This is a genomic window from Streptomyces fradiae, from assembly GCF_041270065.1.
Classification (GTDB): Bacteria; Actinomycetota; Actinomycetes; order Streptomycetales; family Streptomycetaceae; genus Streptomyces.
The window spans coordinates 6568834-6580677 of sequence record NZ_CP065958.1; the positions used below are offsets into that span (position 1 = coordinate 6568834).

9 protein-coding genes are annotated in these 11844 nt (G+C 73.9%); all 9 read left to right on the forward strand.

Translation table 11 applies throughout. The features are described 5' to 3' along the window. Positions 1–13 precede the first annotated feature (13 nt). The 9 genes from JAO84_RS29795 to JAO84_RS29835 are packed head-to-tail and all read left to right on the forward strand — an operon-like array spanning position 14 to position 11842. A complete protein-coding gene (locus tag JAO84_RS29795; RefSeq protein WP_370415597.1) occupies positions 14–3502 on the forward strand; it encodes a beta-ketoacyl synthase N-terminal-like domain-containing protein in 3489 nt (1162 codons plus the stop codon). Next, a complete protein-coding gene (locus JAO84_RS29800; protein ID WP_370415598.1) occupies positions 3499–4392 on the forward strand; it encodes a 3-hydroxyacyl-CoA dehydrogenase family protein in 894 nt (297 codons plus the stop codon). Before JAO84_RS29795 ends, JAO84_RS29800 begins: the two co-directional genes overlap by 4 nt. After that, positions 4389–4682: an acyl carrier protein gene (locus tag JAO84_RS29805; RefSeq protein WP_370415599.1), complete on the forward strand. Its 294-nt coding sequence runs from the start codon at positions 4389–4391 to the stop codon at positions 4680–4682. The genes JAO84_RS29800 and JAO84_RS29805 overlap by 4 nt, the downstream gene beginning before the upstream one ends. Continuing rightward, positions 4675–5802, forward strand: coding sequence for an acyl-CoA dehydrogenase family protein (locus tag JAO84_RS29810; protein WP_370415600.1), 1128 nt, complete (start codon positions 4675–4677; stop codon positions 5800–5802). Before JAO84_RS29805 ends, JAO84_RS29810 begins: the two co-directional genes overlap by 8 nt. Next, complete coding sequence (locus JAO84_RS29815) at positions 5799–6788, forward strand: 3-oxoacyl-[acyl-carrier-protein] synthase III C-terminal domain-containing protein (protein ID WP_370415601.1); 990 nt, start codon at positions 5799–5801, stop codon at positions 6786–6788. Before JAO84_RS29810 ends, JAO84_RS29815 begins: the two co-directional genes overlap by 4 nt. 2 nt (positions 6789–6790) lie before the next feature. Next, a complete protein-coding gene (locus tag JAO84_RS29820) occupies positions 6791–7900 on the forward strand; it encodes an HAD-IIIC family phosphatase (RefSeq protein WP_370415602.1) in 1110 nt (369 codons plus the stop codon). Further along, complete coding sequence (locus tag JAO84_RS29825) at positions 7893–9545, forward strand: amino acid adenylation domain-containing protein (protein WP_370415603.1); 1653 nt, start codon at positions 7893–7895, stop codon at positions 9543–9545. The genes JAO84_RS29820 and JAO84_RS29825 overlap by 8 nt, the downstream gene beginning before the upstream one ends. Next, positions 9529–10770, forward strand: a complete 1242-nt coding sequence (locus tag JAO84_RS29830) for an MFS transporter (protein ID WP_370415604.1) — start codon at positions 9529–9531, stop codon at positions 10768–10770. The genes JAO84_RS29825 and JAO84_RS29830 overlap by 17 nt, the downstream gene beginning before the upstream one ends. A 25-nt stretch (positions 10771–10795) precedes the next feature. Continuing rightward, positions 10796–11842: a MupA/Atu3671 family FMN-dependent luciferase-like monooxygenase gene (locus JAO84_RS29835; protein WP_370415605.1), complete on the forward strand. Its 1047-nt coding sequence runs from the start codon at positions 10796–10798 to the stop codon at positions 11840–11842. Positions 11843–11844 lie beyond the last annotated feature (2 nt).

Genomic DNA, 11844 nt, shown 5'->3' on the forward strand with positions numbered 1-11844 from the left:
GGGAACCGCGACCATGACCCACAGCACCGACATCGCCGTCGTCGGCATCGGCCTGCGCTACCCCGACGCCGCCACCCCGGCGGAGTTCTGGCGGAACATCGACCGGGGCGTCGTCTCCATGCGCGAGATGTCCCCCGAGCAGCTCAAGGCCGCCGGCGTCACCGACGAGATGCTCGCCGACCCCTCCTTCGTCAGGGTCGCCACCTCGCTGGCCGGCGTCGAGGACTTCGCCTCCGAGTTCTTCGGCTACCCGCCCCGCGAGGCCGAGACCATCGACCCGCAGCAGCGGCTCTTCCTGGAGGCCTGCTGGGAGGCCCTGGAGGCCGCCGGACACCCGGCCCGCAAGGACGCCACCACCGGCCCCGTCGTCGGCGTCTTCGCCGGCAGCGCCGCCGGCAACTACTCGGCCGCCCTGCTCGCCGCCAAGGCCCGCGAGTCCGGACTGCGCGCCGCCGTCGACGACCTGGAGCTCACGGTCGGCGGCCAGGCCGACTTCATGACCTCCCGCGCCGCCTACAAGCTCGGCCTGCGCGGCCCCGCCCTGAGCATCCAGACCGGCTGCTCCTCCTCGCTGTACGGCGTCCACTACGCCACCCTCAGCCTGCTCTCCGGCGAGTGCGACATCGCCCTGGCCGGCGGCGCCACCGTCCTCGAGCCCTTCCGCGGCTACCGCCACCAGCCCGGCGGCGTGCTCTCCGAGGACGGCTACTGCCGCTCCTTCGACGCGAGTTCGACCGGCACGACCTACAGCTCCGGCGTCGGCGTCGTCGCCCTGCGCCGCCTCGACGACGCCCTCGCGGACGGTGACACCGTGCTCGCCGTGATCCGCGGCAGCGCCGTCGGCAACGACGGCGGCGACCGCCTCGGCTTCGTCGCCCCCAGCCCGCGCGGCGTCGCCGACGTCGTCGCCGCCGCCCTCGGCACCGCCGGCGTCACCGCCGACAAGCTGCGCTACGTCGAGGCGCACGGCACCGCGACCCCGGTCGGCGACAACATCGAACTCATCGCGCTCAACCGGGCGTTCCGCGCCACCACCGACAAGACCGCCTACTGCGCGCTCGGTTCGGTGATGTCCAACATCGGGCACACCGGCCCCGCCGCCGGCATCGCCGGCTTCATCAAGGCCGTGCACGTCGCGCGCACCGGCACCATCCCGCCGCACCCCACCTTCGAGAGCCCGCGCGACCCCGACATCCTCGACGAGAGCCCCTTCTTCGTCACCACCACCGGCGAGGAGTGCGCCGACGCCGACCGGCACGTCCTGGTCAACTCCATGGGCGTCGGCGGCACCAACGCCGCCATCGTGCTCGCCGCCCCGCCGGAGCCGGTCCGCCCCGCGGCCCCGCGCCGCGCCACCGTGCGCCTGGTGCTGTCCGCCCGCACCCGCGCCGAGCTGGACCAGACCTGCCGCCGGCTCGCCGACGCCCTCGACGAGGGCGGCCTCGACGCCGAGGACGTCGCCCACACCCTGCGGGTCGGCCGCGCCGTCTTCGACGAGCGCCGGGTGGTCACCGCGCCCCGCGAGCGCCTCGCCGCCGCCCTGCGCGTGCCGCGCCCGCCGGCCGTCCGCACCGAGCGCTCCGCCGGCCGCCGCCCCGTCCTGGTGCTGCCCGCCGACGGCGCCCCGCAGCCGCCGGCCGCGCTGCTCGCCGGACTGCGCGCCGCGCTCCCGGAGCTCGGCGAGCCCCTGACGGGCACTCAGGAGAGCCTGCCCGATGGCCGGTTCCCGCTGTACGTCGGCCACGGCGAGCCCGCCCGCGACCGCCACGTCCTCGCGCTGCCTGAGCAGGACGCTCCGCTCGACGCCGACGCGCTCGCCGAGCTCCTCGACGACGCCGTCACCACCGCGTGGCTGCACGGCGCCGAGGTCGACTGGTCCGCCCTCGACGGCGCCCGCGGCCGCCGCGTCACCCTCCCCACGTACCCCTTCACCCGCAAGCGCCACTGGGCCCTCGACCGGCTCACCTACGACGGCCCGGTCGCCGCCGCCCCCGCCGCGCCCGGCACCGGCGGCACCTCCACCGCCGCCGAGGGCAGCGTCGAGGCCGGACTCGTCCAGCTGTGGAAGGACCTGTTCGGGCACGAGACCATCGGCCTCGACGACGAGTTCGCCGCGCTCGGCGGCACCTCGCTGCTCTCCGTACAGATGGTCCTGGAGATCCAGAACCGCTTCGGCGTCCTGGTCAACATCCACCGGGCCGGCGGCAGCCAGGCCACCGTCCGCCGCCTCACCGCCATCGTCGAGGGCCTCAAGAACGGCGCGGGACTCGGCGACGAGGAGGTCGACCCGGCCGCGGACGGCGACGGCGCCCTCGTCGACGCCGACCTCCAGATCGCCCTGGAGCCGCTCGCCAAGAAGCCCGCGCCCGGCAAGGACGTGCTGCTCACCGGCGCCACCGGCTACCTCGGCGCCTTCCTCCTCGACGAGCTGGTGCGCGCCTCCAAGGGCCGCGTCTACTGCGTCGTCCGCGCCGCCGACGAGGCCGAGGGCATGGCCCGGCTCAAGGCCACCGCCGCCAAGTTCGGCCTGGCCGAGCCCGACCCGGAGCGCGTGCACGCCGTCCCCGGCGACCTCCGCGACATCGCGAAGGTCTGCGCCACGTACCGCGACGGCGAACTCGCCGGCCGTATCGGCCACGTGCTGCACTGCGCCGCCAAGGTCGTCTTCACCGAGCCGTACCGGATGCTCCGCGAGGACAACATCCTGCCGCTCGTCGGACTCCTCAACTGGATGCGCCCGCTGGGCATCCGCGACATCAGCTTCATCTCCACCGTCGCCGCCACCGCCCCCGCCGGCGGCGACGGACGCCTCATGGAGACCCGCGAGCAGCCGCTCGACCCGCAGCTCGGCGGCTACGGCGTCAGCAAGTGGGTCGGCGAGCGCATCCTGGAGCGGGCCGACCAGGACGGCATGCGCGTCCGGGTCTTCCGCCCCGGCCTCATCATGGCCTCCAGCAAGACCGGCGCCTGCAACGACAAGGACCTCATCTGGTTCCTGCTCGCCAGCGGCCTGGTCGTCGGCGCCCGCCCGGTCGACGACCGCGGCATGCCGGTCTCCCCGGTCGACGTCCTCGCCCGCGCCGTCGCCGAACTCGCCCTGTCCGGCAGGTCGGTGGGCCGCGCCTACCACCTCGTCGACGAGATATCGCCGAGCCTGGAGGACCTCTTCGCGGCCCTGGAGACCGCCGGCCTGCCCACCCGCACCGTCCCGCTGACCGAATGGCAGCGGCTCGTCGCCGAGCAGGCGACGGCCACCGGCAGCAAGGTGCTCTCCGCCACGGCCCTCTACGAGATGGAGGGCCACGAGCTCGACGAGGCCGGCGTCCAGGCCCGCGCCTGGCAGCCCTGGCTGCGCAAGGCCGGCCTCTCCCCGCTGGTCACCGGCGAGCAGCTGCGCAGCGGACTGGCCTTCCTGGCCCACCGTACCGAGGACATCGGCTCGCTCCTCCCGGCCCTCGCGGCCGAGGGCGCGGCCGCCGCCACCCAGGGGGAGCAGCAGTGAGCGACAATCCGACCACCGGAACCACGGACGCCGGTACGCGCCGGCACCGGCTCGCGGTCATCGGCGCGGGTGTCATGGGCACCGGCATCACCACCCTGGCCCTCGGCCGCGGAGTCGACGTGATCCTGGTGGACGTCTCCGAGGAGATCCTCGCCAAGGCGAGCGCCGCCGCCACCGGCCAGCTGCGGCTCGCCCGGATGATGGGCAAGCTGCCCCGCGAGGGCGCCACCGGCGAGCTCGTCACCACCACCCGGATCGCCGACATCGCCGACGCCACCGCCGTCGTCGAGGCCGTCACCGAACTGGCCCCGCTGAAGGCCAAGGTGCTCGCCGAGGCCTCCGCCGCCGTCGCCCCCGGCACGCTGCTGATCTCCAACACCTCGGCCGTGCCGATCGACGAGCAGGCCGACTCGGTCGCCCGGCCCGAGGACCTGGTCGGCATCCACTTCATGAACCCGCCCTACCTGATCCACACCTCGGAGCTGATCCGCGGGCCGCGCAGCGGGGAGCAGGCCGTCGCCGACGCCCGCGAGCTGCTCGAAGCCCTCGGCCAGCACGGCGTGGTCGTCGGCGACGGACCCGGCTTCGTCATCAACCGGATCCTGCAGCGCATGATCAACGAGGCCGCCCGGATCGTCGCCGACGGCGTGGCCGACCCGGCCTCCGTCGACGCCGCCTTCGAGGGCTGCCTGGGCCACACCACCGGCCCGCTCGCCACCGCCGACCTCATCGGCCTCGACAACGTGGTCGACTCCCTGCGGGTCCTGCACGAACGCACCGGGGACGCGGGCTACGAGCCCTGCGCCCTGCTCCTGGAGAAGGTCGCCGCCGGCGATTTCGGCCGCAAGACCGGCCGCGGATTTTTCGAATACGGAGGAAGCACGTCATGAGCACCCCCACCACCCAGCAGGACACCGCCGCCACCGAGCAGGACACCACCGCCATCCGTGAGACGCTGACCGCCTTCCTGGAGCAGCGCACCAAGACCGCCGTCGCCGCCGACGTCGACCTGTTCTCCACCGGCCTGGTCACCTCCCTGTTCGCCATGGAGCTCCTGGTGCACGTCGAGCAGTCCTTCGGCGTCCAGGTCGGCGGCGCCGACCTCACCCTCGACAACTTCCGCAGCGTCGACGCCATGACCGCCCTCGTGCTGCGCCTGCGGGGCGCCGGCGATGAGTGAGGCGACCGTACGCCGCTCCGCCCGCGCCGAGGCGGAGCAGCTGACCGGCGACCTCATCGGCGACCGGGCCGACGCCTGGGACCGGGCCGGCGAGCTGCCCCTCGACCTGCTGCGCGAACTGGGCGCCAAGGGCGTGCTGTGCGCCCAGGTGCCCGCCCCGTACGGCGGTCTGGGCCTCAGCAGCGCCGACAACGGCGAACTCACCGCGCACGTCGGGGCGCTCTGCTCCTCCGTCCGCAGCGTCATGACCTCCCAGGGCATGGCCGCCTGGACCGTCGAGCGGCTCGGCAGCGACGAGCAGAAGGCCGTCCACCTGGCCGAGCTGACCTCCGGGAAGCTCGCCGGGGTCGCCTTCAGCGAGCCCGGCGCCGGCAGCGACCTCGGCGCGATGAGCACCACCATCCGCACCGAGGGCGACAGCATCGTCCTCGACGGCCGCAAGGCCTGGATCACCGTGGGCGCCTACGCCGACCTGCTGGTCGTCTTCGGCCGGCACGGCGAGGGCGCCGGCGCCGTGGTGGTCCCCACCGACGCGCCCGGCGTACGGATCGAGCGCGTCGCCGACCCGATGGGCTGCCGGGCCGCCGGACACGCCAACGTCACCCTCGACGGCGTACGGCTGCCCGCCGACCGGCTCCTCGGCGGCGCCGGCCTCCCGGTGGACTGGCTGGTCACCTCCGCGCTCACCTTCGGCCGGGTCTCCGTGGCCTGGGGCTGCGTCGGCATCCTGCGGGCCTGCCTGCGCGCCGCCGCCCAGCACGCCGCAGGCCGGGAGCAGTTCGGCGTCCCGCTCGCCGACCACCAGCTGGTCGCCCGGCACCTCGCCGAACTGCACGTCGCCCAGGAGGCCTCGGCCCGCTGCTGCGAGCAGGCCAGCCGCTGCTGGGACGACAACAGCCCCGAGCTCGTCACCTCCGCCGTCACCGCGAAGCACCTCGCCGCCGGGCACGCCGCCCGCGGCGCGGCCGCCGCCGTCCAGGTGCTCGCCTCGGCGGGCGCCCGGGACGGCGGGCCGGTGGCCCGCGCCTACCGGGACGCCAAGCTGATGGAGATCATCGAGGGCAGCAACGAGATCAGCCAGCTGCTGCTCGGCAAGCACGCCCTGGCGGTGTGGTCATGAGCGACGACCTGTCCATCGGCATCGGCCGGGTGCACACCGTGCTCCCCGAGGTGCGCACCCCGCTGGCCGACCTCCCCGAGTTCCCCGGACTCACCCCGGAGGAGGCCGAGTTCGCCCGCGGCAGCGGCATCGCGACCGTCGGCGTCCTGGAGGACACCACCGCCGGCGACCTCGCGGTCCGGGCGGTCCAGGGCCTCCTCGACGAGCTCGACGGGACGGACGGGGCCGCCCGGCCCGACACCCTCGTCCTCGTCGGGCCCCGCGCCCCCGACGTCCTGCTCGGCTCGGACGCCTGCCGCGTCCAGGCCGAGGCCAAGCTCGACGGCGCCTTCGCCTTCACCCTGGACGGCCTCGGCTGCACCGGCTCCAGCGCCGCCTGGGCGCTCGCCCGGGACCTGCTGCTCGCCGACCCGTCCCGGCAGAGCGTCCTCGTCGCCCACGGCAGCCGCCCCACCGGCTACGACCGGGTGCGCCACCCGGTCACCGTGATCGGCGACGGCGCCTACGCCATGACCATGGTCCGCGGCGGACGGCCGGTGCTGCGCGCCCACCGCCAGGAGACCGACGGCACCTTCCACGACCTGTTCCGGGTGGACTACAAGCAGGTGCCGCAGTACGAGTGGCGCGAGGAGTGCGCCTCGCCCGACCGGTACCGCTTCGAGCTCGCCATGAACAGCCGCATGCGGCTCTCCCGCATGGTCGACGAGGTGCTCGCCGACGCCGGCGTCGACAAGGGCGCCGTCGCCACGACCCTCATGCAGAACGTCACGGCGAGCGCCTACCAGTTCTACGAGACGCTCCTCGGCCTGCCCATCCACCCGGTGTGCGGTGAACACCTCGCCGCCTACGGCCACCTGGGCGCCATGGACGTCGTGCTCAACCTCGACCGGCTGCTCGCGGCCGGCGAACTCGCCCCGGGCGACCTCGTGCTCGTCCTCAACAACAGCCCCGTCGCGGCCTGGGCCGTGACCCTGTGGGAGGTGTGACCGTGACCGAGACCGTGCAGGACATCACGACCGTCAAGTGCCTGGTGTGGGACCTCGACAACACCCTGTGGCAGGGCACCCTGCTGGAGGACGGCGAGGTCGTCCTCCCCGACGAGATCCGCGCCGTGATCACCACCCTCGACGAGCGCGGCATCCTCCAGGCCGTGGCCAGCAAGAACGACCACGACCACGCCTGGGGACAGCTGGAGAAGCTGGGCGTCGCCGAGTACTTCGTGCACCCGCGGATCGGCTGGAACCCCAAGTCCGGCTCCGTCCGCGACATCGCCGAACAGCTCAACTTCGCCCTGAAGACCATCGCGTTCATCGACGACCAGCCCGCCGAGCGCGCCGAGGTCGAGCACCACCTCCCCGAGGTGCGCTGCTACCGCGCCGAGGAGGCCCTGGAGCTCACCGGCCGCCCCGAGTTCAGCCCCGTCACCACCGCCGACTCGCGCCGCCGCCGCGAGATGTACCAGGCCGGCTTCCGCCGCGAGGCCGCCCGCCAGGACTTCACCGGCGCCGACGAGGAGTTCCTGCGCACCCTCGACCTCGTCATGACCATCCGGCGGGCGGCCGACGAGGACCTCGCCCGGGTAGAGGAACTCACCCTGCGCACCAGCCAGATGAACGCCACCGGCGTCCACTACGGCGACGCCGAGCTGCGCGCCCTGCTCGCCGACCCCGACCACGAGGTCCTGGTCATCGCGCTCAGCGACCGGTTCGGCGACCACGGCGCCGTCGGCATCGTGCTCCTCGAACGCCTCCCCGGCGTCTGGCACCTCAAGCTGCTCGCCACCTCCTGCCGGGTCGTCTCCTTCGGCGCCGGCGCGGTCATCCTGCGCTGGCTCACCGACCGGGCCGCCGCCGCGGGAGTGCACCTCGCCGCCGACTTCCGGCGCACCGAGCGCAACCGCATGATGGAGGTCGCCTACCGCTTCGCGGGCTTCACCGGCGACGCCTGCCCGTGCGCCGCCGCCGTCACCGGGCCGGACCGCGACGGCATCGAGCTCCTGCACATCGAGCCCGTACGGCAGGAGCCGCCGACCACCATGCGGCTCGACGCCCCCGACCTGGCCGTCCCCGCCGTCCCCGCGGAGGCGAGCCATGGCTGAGCATCGCACCGAGGACGAGCTCCCCGGCAGTCTGTACGCGTGGTTCGACCGCACCGCCGAGCGCCACCCGGACCTGCCGGCCCTGGAGGCGAGCGGCGCCGCCCTGAGCTACCGCGAGCTGCGCCGGGCCGCCGAGCACGTCGCCGCCCGCATCCTGGCCGCGCACGGCAGCGCGCCCCGGCGGATCTCCGTCATGGCCACCCGCTCCGTCGCCGTCCTCGCCGCCTACCTCGCGGGCCAGCGGCTCGGCGCGACCGTCACCCCGGTCAACCCCGGCTTCCCGGTGGCCCGCAACCGGATGATCGTCGAGCTCTCGGGCGCCGAGGTGCTCGTCGTGGACGCCGCCGACGCCGCCCAGCTCGACGGCGGGCTCGCCGGCGCGGTCACCACCGAACTGCGCCTGGACGCCAAGGAGGTGGCCGAGGCCGGCCGCGCGGCGGACACGCCGGCGCCCGAGCTCCCCGCGTACACCACGGGTCCCGACGACGTCGCGTACGTCCTGTTCACCTCGGGCTCCACCGGCCGCCCCAAGGGCGTGCCGATCCGGCACCGCAACCTCACGCCGTACCTCGCGCACAACATCGCGCGGTACGGCATCGGCCCGGGCTGCCGCACCTCCCACACCTTCGACCTGACCTTCGACCCCTCGGTCTTCGACCTGTTCGTGACCTGGGGCGGCGGCGGCACCCTCGTGGTGCCCGGCCGGGCCGAACTCCTGTCGCCCGTCGACTACATCGCGGACAACGGCATCACCCACTGGTTCTCGGTGCCGTCCGTGGTGTCGGTCAGCGCCCAGCTCGACAACCTGCCCGCCGGGCTCGCCACCAGTCTGCGCGCCAGCGTGTTCATCGGCGAGCAGCTCTCCTACGACCAGGCCCGCGCCTGGCACGCGGTGGCCCCGCACGCCGCCCTGGAGAACGTCTACGGACCGACCGAACTCACCGTCGCGTGCACCGAGTTCGCCCTGCCCGCCGACCCGGCCGACTGGCCCGCGACCTCCAACGACACCGTGCCGATCGGGCCCGTCTACGGCTTCCTCGACCATCTGATCCTCGGCGAGGACGGCCGGCCGGCCCAGGAGGGCGAGCTCGTCGTGCGCGGTTCGCAGCGCTTCGACGGCTACCTCGACCCGGCCGACAACCGGGGCCGCTTCCTCGCGTACGACGAGGAGCGCGGCGTCACCCCGTACGACGGCGAGGGCCCGCTCACCGAGGCGCACTACTACCGCACCGGCGACCGGGTGCGCTGGGAGGACGGGCGGCTCGTGCACCTCGGCCGCCTCGACAACCAGGTCAAGGTGCGCGGCTACCGCATCGAACTCGGCGAGATCGAGGCCGCGATGCGCCGCCACCCGGACATCGCCGAGGCCGTCGTCATCGCCCTGCGCGACGGCGACGACGTCGAACTCGTCGGCTGCCACACCGGCGAACCCCTCGAACCCCAGCCGCTCGCCCGCTGGCTGCGCAAGCGCGTCCCGGTCCACATGGTGCCCCGGCGATTCCGGCACCTGGAGAGCCTGCCGCTCAACCCCAACGGCAAGGTCGACCGGCCGCGTATCACCAGCGAGCTCCAGACCCCCCACGACCTCGCCGCGGCCGGACCGGCCGGCGGCGGCCACGGAGGCCACCATGGCGCTACTCGATGACATCGTCCCGCCGCCCGGCATCGTCCGGACCCTGTGTGTGAGCAACTTCGCGAAGACCGCGGGCCACGGCGTGCTCATGGCCGTCAGCGTGCTGTTCTTCACCCGCACCGTCGGCATCCCCGCCGAGCAGGTCGGTCTCGCGCTCAGCATCGGCGCCGCCATGGCGATGGCCGCCAGCATCCCGGCCGGCCGGCTCGCCGACGCCGTCGGCCCGCGCAACACCACCGTCGGCTTCCTGCTGCTGCTCGGCGTGTTCGTCGGCGCGTACGCCTTCGTCGAGAGCTTCGCCGCCCTCGTCGTCGTCACCAGCCTCGCCCTGATGGCCGAGTCCTCCACCGACGCCGCCCGCGGCGCGCTGATCGCCGGGCTCATCCCGCAGGAGGAACGGGTCCGCGCCTGGTCGTACATGCGGGCCGTGTCCAACCTCGGCGTGACCCTCGGCGCCGCGGCCGGCGCCGTCGCCCTCTGGTTCGACAGCCGCCCCGCGTACGTCGGCCTGCTCATCGCGGGCGGCGCCATGTTCCTGATCGCGGGCGCCGCCTATCTCACCGTGCCGTCCGTCGACCCGGCGCCGAAGGAGAGCAACGGCCCCAAGTGGGTCGTGCTCCGTGACCTGCCGTACGCGGCCGTCGCCCTGCTCAACTCGGTCCTGGTGATGAACGTCGCCATCCTCACCGTCGCCCTGCCGATCTGGATCACCGGCCACACCGACGCCCCCAAGTGGCTCTACTCGGTCATCCTGATCCTCAACACGATCATGGTCGTGCTGTTCCAGGTGCGGGCCGGCAAGGGCAGCGAGACCGTCCGCGGCGGCGCCCGCACCCTGCGCCGCTGCGGGGTCTTCCTCGCCCTGTGCTGCGGGCTCTTCGCGCTCGCCGCCGACCGCCCGGTCTGGGTCGCCGTCGCCGCGCTGCTGGCCGGTGCCGCCGTCCACGTCATCGGCGAGATGCTCTACAGCGCCGGCTCGTGGTCGCTCGCCTTCGGCCTCGCCCCCGACCACGCCCAGGGCCAGTACCAGGGCATGTTCGGCATGTCGACCCAGCTCGGCTCCATGGTCACCCCCGCCCTCGCCACCCTGCTCATCGTCAAGCTCGGCTGGCCCGCCTGGGTGGTCTTCGCCGCGCTGCTGCTCGCCGCGGGCCTCGCCGCCCCGGCCGTGGCGTCCTGGGCCGAACGCACCCGCACTCCGGCCCCCGAGACGGGCGCCGAACCGGCCGTCGCCTGACCGCCCGAAACGAGAAGGCCCACTCATGGACTTCAGCCTCTTCTACTTCGCCAACGACAGCACCGAGGCCACCGCCGACCGCTACGAACTCCTCATGGAGGGCGCCAAGTTCGCCGACCGCAACGGGTTCAGCGCGGTGTGGACGCCCGAACGGCACTTCCACCCCTTCGGCGGCCTCTACCCCAACCCCTCGGTCACCGGCGCCGCCATCGCCGCCGTCACCGAACGCATCGGCATCCGGGCGGGCAGCGTCGTCGCCCCCCTGCACCACCCGCTGCGCATCGCCGAGGAGTGGTCGGTCGTCGACAACCTGTCGCACGGCCGGGTCGGCCTCTCCTTCGCCTCCGGCTGGCACGCCACCGACTTCGCCCTGCGCCCCGAGAACTACGCCGACCGCCGCACCATCCTGCTCGAACAGGTCGAGCAGGTGCGTGCCCTGTGGCGCGGCGAGAAGATCACCGTCACCGACGGCGTCGGCACCGAGCAGCGGCTCGGCGTCTACCCGCCGCCGGTCCAGCCCGAGTTGCCCGTCTGGGTGACCAGCGCCGGCGGCGTCGAGACCTTCCGCAACGCCGGCCGCTCCGGCTCCGGCCTGCTCACCCATCTCCTCGGCCAGGACCTCGACGACCTCGCCCACAAGATCGGCGAGTACCGCAAGGCCGTCGCCGAACTCGGCCGCCCCGACGGCTGGACCGGCCACGTCGCCCTCATGGTGCACGCCTTCCTCGGCGACGACGAGGACGCCGTACGCGACACCGTCCGCGCCCCGCTCGGCGACTACCTGCGCAGCTCGCTCGGGCTGCTGCTCGGCTCGCAGCTCGACGGGCGGCGCGTCGACGCCTCCAAACTCGCCCCCGAGGACATCGACTTCATCGTCGCGCGCTCCTTCGACCGCTACTTCGACGACGGCGGCCTGCTCGGCACCGTCGACAAGGCCGAGCGGATGGTCGAGCGCTTCCGCGCCATCGGCGTCGACGAGATCGCCTGCCTGATCGACTTCGGCCTGCCCACCCCCGCCGTGCTCGCCGGACTCGAGCACCTGAACCGGCTGCGCGCCCGTACGGCGGCCTGACA

Excerpts from the sequence above, each read along its gene's own strand:
- JAO84_RS29805 (WP_370415599.1), top strand. The coding sequence starts at position 4,389 with ATGAGCACCCCCACCACCCAGCAGGACACCGCCGCCACCGAGCAGGAC.
- JAO84_RS29795 (WP_370415597.1), top strand. The coding sequence starts at position 14 with ATGACCCACAGCACCGACATCGCCGTCGTCGGCATCGGCCTGCGCTAC.
- JAO84_RS29815 (WP_370415601.1), top strand. The coding sequence starts at position 5,799 with ATGAGCGACGACCTGTCCATCGGCATCGGCCGGGTGCACACCGTGCTC.
- JAO84_RS29835 (WP_370415605.1), top strand. The coding sequence starts at position 10,796 with ATGGACTTCAGCCTCTTCTACTTCGCCAACGACAGCACCGAGGCCACC.
- JAO84_RS29830 (WP_370415604.1), top strand. The coding sequence starts at position 9,529 with ATGGCGCTACTCGATGACATCGTCCCGCCGCCCGGCATCGTCCGGACC.
- JAO84_RS29810 (WP_370415600.1), top strand. The coding sequence starts at position 4,675 with ATGAGTGAGGCGACCGTACGCCGCTCCGCCCGCGCCGAGGCGGAGCAG.
- JAO84_RS29825 (WP_370415603.1), top strand. The coding sequence starts at position 7,893 with ATGGCTGAGCATCGCACCGAGGACGAGCTCCCCGGCAGTCTGTACGCG.